General features: G+C 46.5%; 15 protein-coding genes and 1 pseudogene. 1 reads left to right on the forward strand and 15 read right to left on the reverse strand.

Going from position 1 to position 17436, the window contains the following annotated elements:
• The 3 genes and pseudogenes from D479_RS03310 to D479_RS03320 all read right to left on the reverse strand — a co-directional run.
• Positions 1 to 194: pseudogene (locus D479_RS03310) on the reverse strand (hypothetical protein); the annotation flags it as partial.
• A 12-nt stretch (positions 195 to 206) separates the two neighbouring features.
• The gene (locus tag D479_RS03315; RefSeq protein WP_008633622.1) at positions 207 to 1394 is read right to left on the reverse strand and encodes a ParM/StbA family protein; all 1188 of its coding nucleotides are present in this window, start codon (positions 1392 to 1394) and stop codon (positions 207 to 209) included.
• Between the two features lie 631 nt (positions 1395 to 2025).
• Complete coding sequence (locus D479_RS03320; RefSeq protein WP_008633624.1) at positions 2026 to 2991, reverse strand: S8 family peptidase; 966 nt, start codon at positions 2989 to 2991, stop codon at positions 2026 to 2028.
• Positions 2992 to 3414: 423 nt separating this feature from the next.
• Between D479_RS03320 and D479_RS03325 the strand changes: the two genes are divergently transcribed.
• Positions 3415 to 4269 (forward strand): S-Ena type endospore appendage, encoded by an 855-nt coding sequence (locus D479_RS03325; RefSeq protein WP_008633625.1) that lies wholly within the window; start codon positions 3415 to 3417, stop codon positions 4267 to 4269.
• Here the strand turns inward: D479_RS03325 and D479_RS03330 are convergent.
• The 12 genes from D479_RS03330 to D479_RS03380 form a co-directional block, all read right to left on the reverse strand.
• Positions 4247 to 4693 carry a hypothetical protein gene (locus tag D479_RS03330; RefSeq protein WP_008633628.1) on the reverse strand — a complete coding sequence of 149 codons (447 nt, stop codon included), beginning with the start codon at positions 4691 to 4693 and terminating at the stop codon, positions 4247 to 4249. The two genes, D479_RS03325 and D479_RS03330, sit on opposite strands and share 23 nt — an antisense overlap.
• Before the next feature lie 21 nt (positions 4694 to 4714).
• Complete coding sequence (locus D479_RS03335) at positions 4715 to 5062, reverse strand: S-Ena type endospore appendage (RefSeq protein WP_008633630.1); 348 nt, start codon at positions 5060 to 5062, stop codon at positions 4715 to 4717.
• Positions 5063 to 5202: 140 nt separating this feature from the next.
• Positions 5203 to 6516 (reverse strand): M23 family metallopeptidase, encoded by a 1314-nt coding sequence (locus D479_RS03340; RefSeq protein ID WP_008633632.1) that lies wholly within the window; start codon positions 6514 to 6516, stop codon positions 5203 to 5205.
• The gene (locus D479_RS20990; protein WP_241210908.1) at positions 6446 to 6619 is read right to left on the reverse strand and encodes a hypothetical protein; all 174 of its coding nucleotides are present in this window, start codon (positions 6617 to 6619) and stop codon (positions 6446 to 6448) included. Before D479_RS20990 ends, D479_RS03340 begins: the two co-directional genes overlap by 71 nt.
• Before the next feature lie 58 nt (positions 6620 to 6677).
• Complete coding sequence (ftsX, locus tag D479_RS03345; protein WP_008633634.1) at positions 6678 to 7571, reverse strand: permease-like cell division protein FtsX; 894 nt, start codon at positions 7569 to 7571, stop codon at positions 6678 to 6680.
• Positions 7572 to 7942: 371 nt separating this feature from the next.
• Positions 7943 to 8230 carry a hypothetical protein gene (locus D479_RS03350; protein WP_008633636.1) on the reverse strand — a complete coding sequence of 96 codons (288 nt, stop codon included), beginning with the start codon at positions 8228 to 8230 and terminating at the stop codon, positions 7943 to 7945.
• Positions 8231 to 8287: 57 nt separating this feature from the next.
• Positions 8288 to 8998, reverse strand: a complete 711-nt coding sequence (locus tag D479_RS03355) for an amino acid racemase (RefSeq protein WP_008633637.1) — start codon at positions 8996 to 8998, stop codon at positions 8288 to 8290.
• Between the two features lie 39 nt (positions 8999 to 9037).
• The gene (gene murE, locus D479_RS03360) at positions 9038 to 10585 is read right to left on the reverse strand and encodes a UDP-N-acetylmuramyl-tripeptide synthetase (protein WP_008633638.1); all 1548 of its coding nucleotides are present in this window, start codon (positions 10583 to 10585) and stop codon (positions 9038 to 9040) included.
• A 106-nt stretch (positions 10586 to 10691) separates the two neighbouring features.
• A complete protein-coding gene (locus D479_RS03365; RefSeq protein ID WP_008633639.1) occupies positions 10692 to 11879 on the reverse strand; it encodes an ATP-grasp domain-containing protein in 1188 nt (395 codons plus the stop codon).
• Between the two features lie 183 nt (positions 11880 to 12062).
• Positions 12063 to 13412, reverse strand: a complete 1350-nt coding sequence (locus D479_RS03370; RefSeq protein ID WP_008633640.1) for a dipeptidase — start codon at positions 13410 to 13412, stop codon at positions 12063 to 12065.
• Positions 13413 to 13705: 293 nt separating this feature from the next.
• Positions 13706 to 15742 (reverse strand): catalase, encoded by a 2037-nt coding sequence (locus D479_RS03375; RefSeq protein ID WP_008633642.1) that lies wholly within the window; start codon positions 15740 to 15742, stop codon positions 13706 to 13708.
• Between the two features lie 199 nt (positions 15743 to 15941).
• Positions 15942 to 17429, reverse strand: coding sequence for a glutamate synthase subunit beta (locus D479_RS03380; protein ID WP_008633644.1), 1488 nt, complete (start codon positions 17427 to 17429; stop codon positions 15942 to 15944).
• Positions 17430 to 17436 lie beyond the last annotated feature (7 nt).

Genomic DNA, 17436 nt, shown 5'->3' on the forward strand with positions numbered 1-17436 from the left:
GTCACCATTTCCTTATCTTTCGACAGTGTCTCACTGACCCCGTCCATGACAAACTGAGCAATTCTGCTTGAAAAGTTCCTTCGCTCTTCTTCTTTTAAACGGGTTAACTGCTTCAATATATGATCAGGTGTGTCCGAGGGGACACGAAACGTGATCGATTGTCCCCTCTCCACACTTTTCCTGGAAGAACTCATAGAATCCTCCTATTATTTAGCGGATCCTGATTTTTGTTCTTGCTTCTTGTTATCTTTGGAGAACTCTTTATTGTTTTTGCGGATGAAATCAGAAATCAGCTTGTAATAAGCGTTTGCCATCATCCAAATGCTTTCCTGCTCGTCCTCAAAGAACTCGATGTTGAAACCGTCCAGTTTGTTGTTCAGTGTCTTGATGTAATCTTTCAAAACAGCAGAACCGCCACCGACAAAGTAGCAGATCTCTGTCTGGGAGTTTTTCTGCCATACATTTCTCAAATAACGGTATTGTTTCTTCGCAAGTTCAAGAAGGATGCGGTCGGTAATGTCATGAACATTCGTACGGCTTCCGCGGACCATGATATGGTGACGGTCATTCTTACGGGTGATGATATCAACGACATCGCGGCGGCTGTCCAATTCCACACCGTGTTTCGTCAGGATTTCATCACGAATCATTTCTAATGATTCAGAAACACCCAGGTTGAATCCTTGTGCTTTGTCATCATCCACATTGCGGTTACGGATCACAGCGATATCTGTGGACAGACCACCAATATCCTGAATCAAAATCTGTTTGTCCACAAGTTCTTTATTAATAATCGTCAAATCATTATCCATTACCAGGTTCACATAAGCTGCGAATCCTTCTGGATATACTTTAACTTCATCAAATTTCAAATTAACTTTGATTCCTTGATATTTAGGCGTTACAAGGAACTCGACCTGGTGAACAGATCCAAGCAGCTGCGAACGGTACCCAACGTCTTTTCCTTCTTTCACTTCTCTAAGTGGAAGTCCTGTACCCAGCGTGTAGTTCGCCTCTAATACGTTATTTTTGCTGGATTGAGCGTTTTTACCGGATACAGCATCCATAGCTAATGCAGCAAAAAGCATGACCAGCGTCTGATCTTCCTCTGACTTATAACTGCCAGGATCGAGTTCAGTAGAGTTGGTTGTTTTTGTAGCCAGATTACCTACACGGTAAATTGCGTTGTTTTCCCTCAGAGCAGGGGAGTGCACGCGGATATGTAGGTTATCAAGTGGTTCTTTATCATCCAAATCTTCAATACCGATTACAGGTCGGTCCTCCAGATCTCTTGCAATGACGTTCGGGATATATAAAGAAGATTCTAGTTTTCCAAAGTTTGCTTTTACAGCATCGTTACCTACATCAACAGCTGCGATTCTTGAATTTGTCATATTATACAGCTCTCCTTTTCTATTACTAAATTTTGTCTAGCTTACTCTTAATCTATTAAACACGCTACTAATAGTCAATGCGCCTTTTTGAGTATTCATTCATGTGTGCATGTGTACAAATATGTTTACAAGTGTACTTTTTCGCACGCACGTTGATATATAAGGATGTGTACACTTTTGTTTTCTTGCACACATATTTGAATACGTATTGTTTTCTTTCTGTACACATGTTTACATTAATGTGTTCTTGTGTGCATTTTACGTAAACATACAATATCTTACACAAAAAGATGGGCTTAGTACTACTGCGATTTTCCAGAACCCGGGCTGATGTGAGGAAAGTAGGAGGGTGTGAAAAAGGGGGATGAACAAAAACCACGTCGATTTTCTAAATGAAATTATCTCTTAAGATAAAATCATCCTATTTGAAGCATAGGAGGAGGGAGATGGGAGGTTCCTATACATGAATGGGAGCGCCTTAATAAGCACCATATGCACGGGACCGAACTGAAAGAGAGTAGAAGAACACGAAGAACGTAAGTGACCCGATATCAACAAACGTAAAAGAGGCATACGACTGTATGCCTCTTTTACAAGTATAGATGTCCCATTAAACAATAGGGTAATCCGTTTATTTTTCTGTATGAACACGAAAAATTTCTTCCAATTTATCTGTGAGAGCAAGTGTCATCAGCCCGTTTCCTTCCGCAACTTTACTAAAGCCGAGAGGGGTCGTTCGCTTGATCAGCTGTGAAAAGATCTCCGACTCTGACATAGAGCGCTGAAACTGTTTTTCCACCAAAGGGATTAACAGCGCTATCCCTCCTGAGACATGAGGAGTAGCCATGGAAGTGCCGGAGAGCTTGGCATACTTCCCTTCCGTGTAAGTGGACAGGACATCAACACCGGGAGCAACCAAGTCTATTTGATCATTCATATTGGTAAATTCCGCGATTCCCTTGGAATCATTGACGGCTCCCACCTGTATGACTTCATTATAAGCGCCGGGATAGCTGAATTCCTGTGTATCTTCCCTGCCGTCTCCGTCATTTCCAGCGGCACATACGATCGATATTCCACTGTCTACGGCATCTTTTACAGCCTGATGGAGTTCTTCAGTATCTTGAGGACCGCCAAGGGACATGGAAATGACTCTTGCCTTCTCTCCGGAAGGCCCTTCCCAGTCGATCGCATAGCGAATAGCATTAACAATCCACTCATAACTGCCACTCCCATCACCGGAAAGGACCTTTAAAATAAGTAGTTTTGCTTTTGGCGCCACCCCTACTACTCCATTTCCATTCTCTAAAGCTGCGATGGTACCGGCAACATGGGTGCCGTGTCCGTTATTATCATTATAATCTTCTATACTTCCATTAAAGTCATCCGTGAAATTATAGCCATCGATGATCTGCCCCTCCAAATCCGGGTGATCCATCTGACAGCCTGTGTCAATAACAGCTACGACACTGCCTGCACCTTGATCTGTCCGTTCCCACAACTCCTCTGCTTCTACCATTTTTATTCCTGAAGGAACCTCTGAAATGGACTCTAAAACAGTTTCTGTGCGATATGGAATCAGTTTCATTTGGTTCATGGGTATCTCCTCCTGCTTATGGTTTGGAGTTCAGTCATGAAGGGAATCTCTTCCATAATTATACCATCATCACTTATCCAGAGTGAACGAGGCATGTGTGTAAACAAGAAAACAGAACCATCTACCCATTTGAATAAATATGCGTTATAATCTTAATGAAACGTTCTTCATAAAGAACAGAAAGGGTGAAGGAAATGTTGAAAAAGATCTGCACGACTTGTCAAAGACCATCTTATCGATCCTCCTCCTCTCAATGGGTCTGCCCTTTATGTCATGAGAACTTATCACACGTTGCTTCCATTACCCCCCACGCCTGCCGAAACGGGAAACCGTCCAAGCTATCTACAAAAGGCACATTAGGACACAAACTCCCTGATGGGAACATATAGTAAAGGAGCTCGAAAAGGAGGCGGCCTATTGTCCATGAATCAGGATCACTGCATTCGAGTCCCTGTTCTATATGACTGGGTTACCTTAAACGAGACATTTTATAAAAACCACAACATTCCTCTTTTCCAGATAGAATCATATCCTGTAGAAAAGCTCATTTTTAACATCGAAAGAGCATGTAAAAACAAGTATTACTTCCCTCTGTGGGAACATTACTCCAAGCATTCCTATGCGGTTACCATTAATGTTAATCAGGTCCATAAAATGAGAGGACCGATGAAACTAGTCTTGAACGGGAAAGAGTCTTTCTCCATCGAGGCAGAGCAGCCGTTCTCCATCACGGTACAAAACATCACCTCTATTGCTTTAAAGGTTCCTGAATCCTGCACCATTACCGGGTATATAGGTACAGTAGAGGTGATCCTTAAGAAGGCATATCATTCTTCCGACAGGTATAAAGTATCAAGCTTTTTCACGTCTGCTCCTGATGCTTCAAATAATGCAGATTACTCCCCCTTACATGTCTATGTAAAAACCAATCGGAGAGATCCCTCATCAACAATCCCCCAACGGTTTTCTGTGGTTATTAAAGGCTTCCTCGCCGTTATCCGGACAGATACAATAACAGAGGAACAGTGCCTGGTGGAGGTTCTACCAATCCATTATGAGAAAAACGTTCATCTCCATACCCCTGACGGAGCAGAAATTTCCTACACAATCCACGACATTCAGCTGCATTCTACATCTGCATGCATAGATCAGAGGCGCTGTTTGAAAATTTCTCATGAAATCCAGGTAGATCTTACACTAAAGTCAACAAAAATCCACACCATCGCCATACGAGGCTCTCTGAAACACCCCTATATTAAGCCAAGCGAATCACAGTAAGCGCAGCCCCCGTTGCCCCTCCTCCGACCAGAACAACCGTAGCAAGCAGACCAAAAAACTGAACTCTGATCGTATCACCAGCGTTCAAATTCACAATAAGATCATTATTATAGCTGGATGTTGAAAGGGATGGAGAGAGAATGGATCCAGGTACAGCCGTACCATTCCGAAGAATCCTCGTGCCCGCCAGCAGCCCGACTGTCGTATTTAACTGGTAGGACACATAGTACCTCCCCGAAACAGGCACCGTGAATACCTGATTGTTCGGCGTGGCTGTGAATCCTCCTAATACCTGATTATTCGGGAGCGGTACATTCGTGCCCCCTGCAATGACGAGCAGGCTGGTTCCTGACGTGTTAGAAGCATACATCGAGTCTCCTCCGACAGGATCGGATTCACTATTACAGAACGGAATTTGTGCCATCTCCCTCTACCTTTCCTATGTTCAGAATTTATAATTTAAAGAAAAAGAAACTTTTACTGCAGAAGATCCTGTGCCAGCACCGCTGATTCCAATGGAGTTCAGATTATCCAGTGTAATTGCCCTGCTTTCTCCCGGTGCTACTGTAAATCCAGTCACTTCTGTATCGTTCACCAGCAGAGATGCCGTAGGTGATGTTTCCGTAATTCCGTTGTTCTCAATCATAATCGTTCCATTAATAGCAAAACCCGTACTGTCCTCCCACACTTCCACAGGCGTTCCCGCAGTCGTGTCCTCCAAGGTAATGGTAAAACACACGGCATCATTAACACTGCTGACAGACATATCACTGCAGCCGCCTAATAAAGCCATACTAAACCCCCCTTCTCCCCTTAGTTATTTCATCCTATGCACGAAAGAGAAAACAGTATAGCCGATTGTCCAGCGTCATTCCCCGGGCAATAAAAAAAACGCACCGGCTCTCAGGCCGGTGCGTCGTATTGTATATTCTATTATGGTAAATATTTACGTGGGTTTACAGAGTTTGAACGAGCACCATTGTACGATCCTTCGTGAATCTCGAAATGGAGGTGCTGCCCTGTAGAATCACCTGTGCTGCCCATATTTCCAAGGAACTGACCTTGGGATACGGTTTGACCAGCGGAAACAGCTGGAGTACTTCTCATGTGGCCATACACCGTTGTGTATGTCTGACCATTAATATGGTGGGTAATTTTCACGTTGTTACCCAGTCCTGAAGAATATCCAGCGGAATAGACAGTACCGGAAGCTGCTGCATGAATCGGAATCGTTCCAGGTCCGGCGATATCAATACCGGAGTGCAGACGGCTTGTGTTGTGGATCGGGTGGAATCGCATACCATATTCAGACGTGATCGTAGCATGTGCCGGCCAGATGAACATGGATCCACTGGACGTCGTGTTGCTGGAAGCACTTGATTCTGATTTGCTGCTGGAGCTGCTTGAACTGTTTGAAGACTCAGAAGAGCTGCTGGAGCTTGACGCAGCTGCTGCGGTAGCTTTAGCCTCTGATTCTTTTGCAGCTGCCTTCTCGGCTGCTGCTTTTTCAGATGCAGCTTTCTCGCGTGCTGCTTTCTCTGCAGCGGCTTTCTCTGCAGCAGCTTTCTTTCTGGCTTCTTCTTCCTTACGCTGACGCTCAATTTCCTGCTTGATCGCATTTTCCTGAGCTGCAAGCTCTGCCTGCTCGTCTTCAATTGCTGTAATCTCTGAAAGTGCTTCTCTCTCTTCTGCAGATAAGCCTTCCATTACAGAATTTTTCTCTTCTTTCTTATCATCAAGGCCGGATTTCAGTGACTCCAGCTCTTTAAGGTTGGATTCAAGGGAAGCAAGTTCGTCTTCTACTTCCGCTTTCTTGGATTCGACCGCCTCTTTATCAGCACGGTGCTGATCCAGCAGTTCTTTATCTTTTTCAGCAATCGTATTCAGGCTCATAGCACGTTCCACGAAGTTACCGAAGCTTTCCGCCCCCATAAGGACGTCCAGGTAATCAACGGCTCCTCCACTTTGCTGCATGGACTTCACACGATCTTTAAGAAGTTCATCACGTTCTGCGATACGCTTCTCAAGTTCTGCGATTTCTTCTTTCAATTGCTCAATGTTCTGCTTCGTATCGGCAATTTCATTTTCCTTCGCGTCGATCTTGTCCATCGCTTCCATGATTTGTTTATCCAGGCGGGCGATTTCTGAACTGATCTCGTCCTGACGTTCTTTCAGTTCATCCACCTGCTGCTTGGTTTGTTGCTTTTCCTGTTCTTTCTGTGACTGCTGCTGCTGGTTCTGTTCCAACTTCTCCTGATTTGTTTCGGCTGATACGGTGTTGAAGCTGGTTGGCAGTCTCAGCAAGAATAAGACCGGTCGACAAAGCGGCAATTAATACTTTAGACTTCACTCTCTTGTTTCCTCCCCCGAATCCTTACCTGTGTAATAATGGTAGTTTCCTTGTTTTTTTATACTTTCAAATACTTGCGGATCGATGTGAAGCTTCCCCATAGTCCGATGATGACTCCCATGAGCAGCATCAGTGCTGATACTTGAAGGACGAATGGGTAAACCGGAAGTAGATCTATGAACAACGTCGGGTATCGCGTGCTGATTTCTGAGAAAAGGAAATCGTATCCGAATATGACAAGGAGGATTGGGATGACCGATCCTAATATACCGATCATAATTCCTTCTACGAGGAACGGCCAGCGGATGAACCAATTCGTTGCACCGACCATTTTCATGATTTCGATTTCTTTTCTTCTTGCGACGATTGTAATCCGAATCGTGTTAGCAATCAGGAACATCGCTGTGAACAACAGACCTGCTATGATGGCCAGTCCCACATTGCGGGCGATATCCATTACTTTGAACAGACGTTGAACCGTCTCTTCTGCATACTCTACTTTATCGATATTCTTGAATGTTTCAATTTCTTTTGCGACGGCAATAGTATCTTCAGGGTTCTCGGCATTGACGATGAATACATCGTTCAATGGGTTCTCATCCTTCAAGGATTCAAACACTTGCCCTTCATCTCCGAGGCTTTCGATGAGTTCATCGAGCCCTTGCTCTTTGGACTGGAATTTAACCGAAGATACTTCTGATATTCCTTCAATTTCTTCCTGCAGTGCATCTCGTGCATCTTCATCCGCAGTCACTTCGATGAATGCGCGTACTTCCACATCCTCTTCGATCTGCTTACCGATGTCATTCAAGTTCAACAGTAATGTAGCAAAAACTCCGACTAGAAGTAATGTTACAGTGACAGCTGAAACGGATGCCACCGACATCCAGCGGTTTCTCGCAAGGTTCTTGAAGCCTTCTTTCATGTGGCGTCCGAACGTTCTAAATTTCATTTCGTCTGCCACCCCAAACGCTTCGTTCCTCACATACGCTGAATTCTTGAACGGTAGTCATGCCACAAGTTGTCGTCTCTTTGCGGTGATGTCTATCAAACAATTTATATCACTTCCTACTAAACACTCATTTTGTAAATCTATGTTGTCGATTCTATGTAATCTGTGTCGTTGCGTCGTTTACCTTCCCAATTATAACAAAGTTATTCGCTAAATACAGACAAATTATTATTACATTTGTGTTTCATAACGTTACACAAAAGTGACATGACTGAATATTCTTTCGACATATTTCATGGTTTTCTCTCCCTCTCCCATAGTCTTAAATACCTATTAAAACCACAAAAAAAGACAGCCGTTACAGCTGTCTTTTACCTGCTCTTTTCGATTGTCCTCTGCTGTTTTAATAACAGTAATTCCCGTTTTAACCGTTCGTTTTCCTGACGCATAGTTTCACGGGAATTTCCGGCAGGAATCAGGCAGACTTCATACCAAGCTTTACTGCGTCCGGCCACCGCTTCACTCGTTCGTTTCACCGTGGCTTTCGGATAGCAGGATCTCAGCGCAGCAAGTTCCTGATCCGAAAGCCTGAGCTCCCTGTAATAGATCCCTTCTCTAAAGGAATCATGGAGAAAACGATCAAAGGTGCTTTCCGGCATCTGCTGTCACCCCTCTAAGAAAAGCGTTTTCTTAACTATATCGAGGGCAGCAGATTTTTATGACTTTTGGTACACCGATTCTTTTACGACCACGTTGGCCACGACTTCCATCGGATCGATCAGCGGTACAGAGAGATGATACGGCTTCAATACAAGACCGATTTCCGTACATCCGGAAATGATCAGTTCTGCTCCGTTATTCAAAAGTTCCATGGATGCTTCCTTCAACTTATCCAATGGATCATGATCAGTATTTCCGCTTTTAATTCCATTCTCTCCATAAATGGCGTCCATGACTTTATTTTTCTGTGTCAATGGCGTAGGCGTAACGACCTCCAAGTGGTCGAAATACTTCTGGAACAATCCGCTCTCCAACGTCCCCGTCGTCGCCAATACGCCGATCTTCGTAACTTTCGGGTAATGGTCCTGAATGAATTTCTTTAATTCAAGAAAAGCATTCAGTAACGGGAAGGAAACGGATTTCTGAACTTCTTCTATGAAATAGTGGGCCGTCATACAAGGAATGACGGCGACTTCCACTCCTAATTTTTCCAAATTCTTCGCAGCATGGGTCATTTCAGGTACAGGACTTGCTCCTCTGCCTGATATCGCTTCTGTCCGATCAGGAATCTTCGCATTACTGTCTATGATGACGCGATAATGTTCCTGGTCTTTACTAGCGTCCGTTGCACGGATGATTTTCAAATAACATTCGGCTGTCGCTTCCGGGCCCATGCCCCCGAGAATACCGATCAGTTTATCATTCATATGATGCCTCCTAACAAAAGACCGGAACCAAGCAGTTCTTCATGAAATACCTGCCACTCGATTTTTCAGCGGCTTGAACAATATGTCCTCGTCCATTTCTGGTCTCGTTTTGTTTAACTGTTCCAGGGCGATCTTCGCTCCCGGATCCATCCCTTGACAACCGGCCAACAGAACAACATCGTTTTCCTTCACTTCAGACAAGGCATGTTGGACAGCATCATCCAACTCTTTGTATAAGTGGACACGGATACCCGCTTTGTCCATCATCTCCTGAAATACGCGCACCTCTTCTTCTGTCACAACGTCTTTCTCTGTGACGTGGGAATGACTGACGGTCGCAATCAGTTCCGTCAGACCGAGCTTAGGCGCCCATTCCATGATAGCCTGGGCATTCTCGCGGTTTACAGTTACGCCGCGGCTTCCGCGGATGGCGTAGACCAATTTCAAATCGGCATAATCCATTTGTTCCAGCGTACTGAGGGTCACATTAATATTTCCGTAGTTCGCAAAGTGGTCGTCCAAGATCTTGAAATCGTCTTCGAACACCATTTCGAAGCGGCGCTCGACGCCTCCAAACCCTTTCAAGCCTTTCTGGATCGTCTCAATCGGAATTTCGTTCAACAATGCTGCTGCGATCGCAACCATGGAATTATATACGGAATGATACCCCGGTGTCGACAGCTCGATGTCAAAGGACTCTCCGCCATACTTGCTTCCGCCGACTGTAAATGGCTTGCGGATCTCTACCGTGAACTTCGCACGGCCTGTGGAAAGGTCAAGATTTTTACAAATCAGATCTCCGTCTCCTGTCTCCACACTGAAGGTAAGGACGTTTGCTTCCGTCTCTTCTATAAGGGAGGCGGAATAAGCATCGTCCAGGTTAAGGATTGCCCATTTGCCTGCGCCTGCATTGCGGATAAGACTTGCTTTGCTGTTGAAATACTCTTCAAAAGAACCGTGGAGGTCAATATGTTCGCGGCTGATGTTATTCAGCGAGACGATGTCAAAATCAACGCTTCCGACCCTGCTTAAATCAAGTGCAGAGGAGGAGACTTCCATCGTTACATGGGATACATCCTGGTCTCTCATCTGAGCGAAGTAATGGTGGAGATCCAACGATTCCGGCGTCGTCAGTTTCGTCGGTTCCGAATAATCACCGAATTTGACAACCACCGTCCCGATCAATCCTGTTTTCCAACCATGCTCTTCTAAAATGGCATCGGTCATAAACGATGTCGACGTCTTTCCGTTGGTCGCCGTTATTCCGATTGTTTTCATCGCACGGGATGGATGACCATAGAAAGCGTCACTCAAGGCTGCCAGTGCTTTGCGGCTGTCCGTTACCTGGTATTGAGGGAGGTCGTCCCATCCTTCCTGGTAATCTTCTACAACGATGGCCGCAGCACCGTTCGCCAGCGCATCAGCAATGTAGACGTGCCCATCTGTTTTAAATCCCTTGATACATACAAATACATCGCCCGGTGTTACATTCCGTGAGTTGTAGGCGAGTCCCTGCACGTCCATATCCCGATCATTCCATGCTGCCACTATGTGAATGGATGATAGTAATTCTTTTAGTTTAGCCATTCTTATCTACCTTCCTGCCAATGTTTTATCCTTATGATCCGTACGTGTCATGATTCTTCCTTCTTATTATAAACGGCTGTTCCTCTTTATTCTGACGGAAAAACCATTATTTTCGTTTCGTCACTTTTCCTGCGACAAGCCCTGCAAGCTTCTTCCCGAAAGCGAACGCCGGTTTCGGATCTTTCGGGTCCCAAATGGCGTGTGCTTTTGGCCGGAAATACGATTTGAATACTTTTTTCGGTGAGAGCTGACCCGTCTTGATATATTCTCTCACTGCAAGCAGATCTTCATAGGCATACCAGAAAACGATGTTCTGATCCTCCTCTACCGCTTTCGGCGGCAGCGGATCGCCTGTCAATTCCTTATAAGTGATGTAAGGAATATTGATGCCCGTTTTCTGCAGCAGATGATTCAAGTTCGTAATCCGAACGTTAATCTCAATCAGGTAATAGCGTCCTGTTTCCGCATCCTTCTTAAATTCTATTTCCGCAAAGCCCTTGTACTGAATTCCTTCCAGGAACCTGCTTCCCAGCTCGTACAGCTCCGGGACATACTTCTGCTGCGTATAGACGGAAGCACCGTAGTTAACAGGGAACTGACGCAGTTTCTGACAAGTCACCCAATGGGTAACCTTCGAATCCTGGTCCAGATAGGCGTCAAAGGTGTACATATGATCATCAAATCCAGGAATAATCCGTTGAACAATGACCTCAATGTCCGCAGCTTTGGATTCTTCCACTTTCTCCACCAATTCTTCTCTCGTGTGAACGGTGAACAGCTTTCTTCTGAACTTAGCCACAAACGCAGGGGAATCGACAGGTTTGACGAGACAAGGGTATCCAATATCCGATTCCACCTTATCTACGTATTCCGCTCCGTCGACATGRAACGTCTCAGGTACCGCCACTCCGTGTTCGGAGGCGAGTTTATGCAACGTTCCTTTATCCATTATTTTAGTATATAATCCCTGCTCTTTTTGGGGAATAAGGAAATGTTCCCTTAATTCCGGAAGATAAGCATCGACGAATTCGACATAAGGATCTGCTGTCGGTATCAGCACCGGCGCTTCCTGTTGTTTTTTTGCGTAATCAATCAAAAAAGCAACCAGACCCTCTGGATCCTCTTTATAATGTGGACCGATCAACGCTTCGGAACAATACTTGGACTCAAGTCCATAGGCACCTTCCCACGCATAGTCGACGGCAGCAACGTGGACACCGTGAACGCCGAGGCACCGGATCGTGCTGAGACCGATATAATAATTCGCTCCTAATACAACTGCTTTGTTAGCCATGAAAAATCCCCTTTTTCACCTTTATGTAACGCAAATTTACTTTGATTTATATAGATTCGTTGTCGTTTCATTTTTTCAGTACGTAAACATATCTATTTTATCACAATCGCACTTGTAAAAAAACGTTAAGGGGGTCGCCATGATGCAAAAAAGACAGCCCTGATGGACTGTCTTGATATATCTTCATAAATTGTTCAAATAATGACAGACGGTTTCGATGCCTTTGGTGAAATTTTCGATATGGAAATGCTCGTTGGGCGCATGGAGGTTCTCCGACGGCAGACCGAATCCCATCAGCACCACAGGAGCGTCCAGCACACGTCCGAATACTTCAACAATCGGTATCGAGCCCCCTTCTTTAGGAAACAGCGGGCGAGTCCCGTACACAGCCTCGAACGCATCGGCCGCCGATTGAATCATCGGATTATCCGAATCGATGGATACAGGATCCGCCTTAATGTACTGCTGCAGCGTCACTTTTGCTCCTTTTGGTTTAACGGTTTCCACGTGCCGGACGACAGCGTCATACACCGCGTCCGGACTCTGGCTGCCGACGAGACGACAGCTGATTTTCGCAGCAGCCTCTTTCGGGATAATTGTCTTCAATCCTTCGCCTTGGAAGCCGCCTGTGATTCCGTTGATTTCCAATGTCGGACGAATGCCGACCCGTTCCTGGAACGTATAGCCGTCTTCCCCGTAAAAATCATCGAGACCGAGAGACTCCCTCAACGCTTCTTCTGAAAAAGGAATCGAGGCGATTTCCGCACGGAGCTCTTCTGTCGGTTCCGGAACCCCTTCATAAAAACCATCGACCGCGACGCTCCCGTCCGTATTGTGAAGGGAATCAAGCACCGTGACCAACGCATGGATCGAGTTCGGCACCGCTCCTCCGTAGGTTCCGGAATGAAGATCAGAATCAGCTGTTTTCACCGAAAGTTCAAGCGCAAGTGCTCCGCGCAGAGAAGTGCAGATGGCAGGCTGCCCCTCTTCAATAAAGGATGTATCGCTGATCAATACGGCATCGCAGGAGAGGGCCTGCTTTTTCTCCTCTATATAAGCAGGAAGATTCGGACTCGCCACTTCCTCCTCCCCTTCGATGACGAACTTCACATTGACAGGGAGCTCTCCTCTTTCCCGCATCAACAAGTCCACCGCTTTAATATGAATAAACAACTGCCCCTTATCATCGGTCGCTCCACGAGCAAACACCTTTCCATCACGGATGACAGGATCAAATGGTGGAGTATCCCATAAGTGGACTGGATCCTCCGGCTGAACATCATAGTGCCCGTAAACGAGAACCGTCGGTTTCCCTTCGGCGTGCAGCCAGTCCGCATAGACGATCGGGTGACCCTCCGTCTCCACCACTTCCACATGTTCCATTCCCGCCTTCTTGAGTGCCGCGGCCGTCCAAGCGGCTGCCTCAGCTACATCGTCCCTGCGCTGTTCTGAGGAAGAGATGCTGGGTATGCGTAAAAAATCCTTCAACTCCTCCAGAAATTCTTCCTTATGTAAAGCTATGCTCTCTTTCATTGTCATCCTCCTCCGCCTTCTTTTGTCTATCATTATACACGAGGAGACTGCCCGTATTCGGACAGTCTCCTCGTGTATGAATTAAATTAAAGAAATGATAAAGCTGACTACGACAATCAAGCCGATAATCATCAGAATAGTCCGGATCATAAGATCACCTCACTGAATAGGTGTATTTGCCATACCATTACCCTTATATTCTGTGTCCGCAAACAATCTATACGATAAATCGGTCTTTATACTCCCCAGGGATAGAAAAGAAGACAGGAATTCCTGCCCTCTCCCCATACTTCTTACACTATAACTCGATCCCAGTGCCGATGCGCAGCAATGGCTTTCGTGAAATCTTCGGAGAACTGTTTATAATCCGTTGCGGTAACGACACCACTGTTACCGCTCCATCCTCCCTGTTCTACTATATCCGCTCCGGCTCCGGTTGCACCGATCGGCTTGTAATGGTTGAAGGATTCCTCCAGGTAATAAGCCGCACGTTTGCGGAACGACTCATCCATGTCTTTTCCTCCGACAACGTAAACCGCATCATAGAGTACCGGGTCTGTCGTCCGGAACGTATGATCAACGGTAACTTCGTTGCCCTCACTGGATTTCAGCTTCCCTTGTTTACTGCTGATGATTTCGGCAGCAACCCCGTTGGAAGAAAGGTGGTCAAGCACGGTCTGCACACCGCTTCCATCAAAACCGGCCGCCAATAGGACGCCGACCTTCCTGGTTGCCGCCTTGGAGGCAGAATTAGCCTGACTTAAGGCAGGAGAGGACTTCGTCACTTCCGAACCTCCCTCTGTCGGGACTGCCACACCAATGTTATCGGCAATGCCTTCAGCTAGATCCATACTGACGTTAGCAAACATGTCGACGACCTGTTTACGCACAGATTCGCTGCCGACTTTACCCAGTTCAAAGCTGAATGCTTGGATCAAGTGTTTCTTCTCATGATCGCTCATGCTGTTCCAGAACAACGTCGCTTGTGAGAAGTGATCTTTAAAGCTTTCACTCCGCGCCCGAACTTTACGGCCTTCTACTTTCTCCTGATAATGCTTGTATCCGCCCTCTTCCTCTGACGCCGGTGTTGGCGTGTTCTTGGCCAAAGAGTTCTTATGATAGCTGACCTGACCGGTATTGATGGTCTGGCGGCCGTAACCGTCACGCTGGTTATTAAAGAACGGGCAGACGGGACGGTTGATCGGAAGCTCATGGAAGTTCGGTCCTCCAAGGCGGATCAGCTGGGTATCCGTATAAGAGAACAAACGCCCTTGCAGCAACGGGTCGTTCGTAAAGTCGATTCCCGGTACGACATGCCCAGGGTGGAATGCCACCTGCTCATTTTCCGCAAAGACATTGTCTACATTACGGTTCAGGGTCATCTTACCGACAATCTGTACGGGCACGTCTTCTTCCGGCCAAAGCTTCGTCGGATCGAGAATGTCGAAATCAAACCGGAACTCATCCTCTTCCGGAATGATCTGTAAGCCCAGTTCGTATTCCGGGAAATCGCCGTTTTCAATGGCATTGTATAAATCTCCTCTATGGAAATCAGGGTCTTTCCCCATCACCTTCTGTGCTTCATCCCACACAAGAGAGTGCGTCCCAAGCACAGGCTTCCAGTGGAACTTGACGAAGTGCGATTTTCCTTCTTCGTTTACAAGGCGGAAGGTATGTACTCCAAACCCTTCCATCATCCGGAAGCTGCGCGGAATAGCGCGGTCGGACATCGTCCACATAGCCATATGGGCGGATTCCTGGTTATTCGCAATGAAGTCCCAGAAAGTATCGTGGGCGGAAGCCGCCTGCGGCATGCCGTTATGGGGTTCCGGTTTCACCGCGTGGATCAAATCCGGAAACTTGATGGCATCCTGTATGAAGAATACCGGTATGTTATTTCCAACAAGGTCGTAGTTACCTTCTTCTGTGTAAAATTTCGTAGCAAAACCACGGGCGTCACGAGCAAGATCGGCAGAACCTTTGGAGCCCGCCACCGTGGAGAAGCGCACGAAGACAGGTGTCTTCTTAGCCGGATCATTGAGGAAATCGGCCCTCGTATAGTCCTTCAATGATTTATAAAGTTCAAATTCCCCGTGGGCGGAAAAACCGCGCGCATGTACGATACGCTCAGGGATACGCTCGTGGTCAAAATGCGTCATTTTTTCACGAAAATGAAAATCTTCCATTAACGTAGGACCACGCTCACCTGCTTTTAAAGAAAATTCATCCTCAGACACCTTCAAGCCCTGGTTCGTCGTCAGATGCTTCCCTGAATCATCAACCCGGAACTGCTCCAACTGTTCATCCTTCTTCGATCTTTTGTCGCTCATGGAGATCCTCCTTGTACTATATTTAGAATGTTAAGTAACTAAGAAACATTACAAATATGTACCCACGCCCCCCGCACGATAAACGTTATATAAATATAGATTTAAGGCGGGAGGTAAAAAAGGGAAAACAAAAACACCTGGACGGCTTCCCACTCTAATTAGAATAGGAGTTCGTCCAGGTGTTTCGCTGTGGAATTTATTATGGAAGCTGGGTAGCACCCATCAGGTGACGGTCACATTCCCTTGCCGCTTCACGTCCTTCATTAATCGCCCAAACAATCAAACTTTGTCCGCGGCGCATGTCACCGGCAGCAAAGACACCTTCGACATTCGTTGTGTACTTTCCATACTGAGCAGCAACGTTGGAACGGACTGTCGTTTCAATTCCAAGCTTTTCGATCAAGTCCTGCTCCGGCCCGCTGAAACCGATAGCAAGCAGAACAAGGTCCGCTTCCCAAACTTTCTCTGTTCCAGGGATTTCTGTACGTACTTTGTTGCCTTTTTCGTCATAGGAAAGGGCAACGTCGATCGTATGCACTTCTTTTACCCGGTTATTCTCGTCACCGACAAATTTCTTCGTCATGACCGCATAAGCTCTCGGATCCTTTCCGAACTTCGCTTCTGCTTCCTTCTGGCCGTATTCGATACGGTGGATGAGCGGATACTGCGGCCACGGGTTCGCTTCATTATCACGCGCGGAACCTTTCTTATCATAAATGTCGAATTGGACGAGACTTTCGCAATCATGGCGCAGGGATGTGGAAATACAGTCTGTACCCGTATCCCCGCCACCGATAACGATGACCTTCTTCCCTTCGGCACTGATATAATTTCCATCGGCATGATCCGTGTCCAAAAGGCTCTTCGTATTGGAATGAAGGAAATCCATGGCATAGTGGATACCCTTAAGCTGGCGTCCCTCTACCTCCAGATTTCTAGGCGTCGTCGCCCCACCACAAAGAATGACGCTGTCATATTCCTCATTCAACCGGGAAACAGGATAGTTTCTGCCTACTTCTGTGTTCGTAAGGAAACGGATTCCTTCTTCCTTCAGAATGTTCACCCGACGCTCCACGACAGAATAAGGAAGCTTCATTTCCGGAATACCGTAAGTCAGCAGACCCCCGATGCGGTCGTTACGCTCATAAACAGTCACCCAGTGCCCCGCCTTGTTCAGCTGGGCAGCAGCAGCCAGTCCGGCTGGGCCGGATCCGACCACGGCGACATGCTTACCAGTCCGTGTCGCCGGTGGATTAGGCTGGACCCATCCTTCCTGGAATCCTTTCTCGATGATAGAACGCTCGACACTTCGGATGGCCACAGGAGGCTCGTTAATTCCGAGCACACATGCGCCTTCACAAGGTGCTGGACAAGCGAATCCGGTGAATTCCGGGAAGTTGTTCATTTCATGTTCTTTTTCCAGCGCTTCTTTCCACTGCCCTTGATACACAAGGTCGTTCCACTCCGGAATGAGGTGATACACCGGGCATCCGGAGGTGACTCCGTTAATTTCCATTCCTGAATGACAGGTGGGAACACCGCAGTCCATGCAGCGTGCCCCCTGCTTCTGTGCCTCTTCATCCGAAAGGGGAAGCGTGTAATCTTCCCAATCTTTCGTTCTGGTTGCAGGATCGCGTTCAGGTATCGATTGACGTTGATATTCCATGAATCCGGTAGACTTTCCCATCAGATTT

This window comes from Halobacillus sp. BAB-2008 (genome assembly GCF_000328325.1).
GTDB lineage: Bacteria > Bacillota > Bacilli > Bacillales > Halobacillaceae > Halobacillus.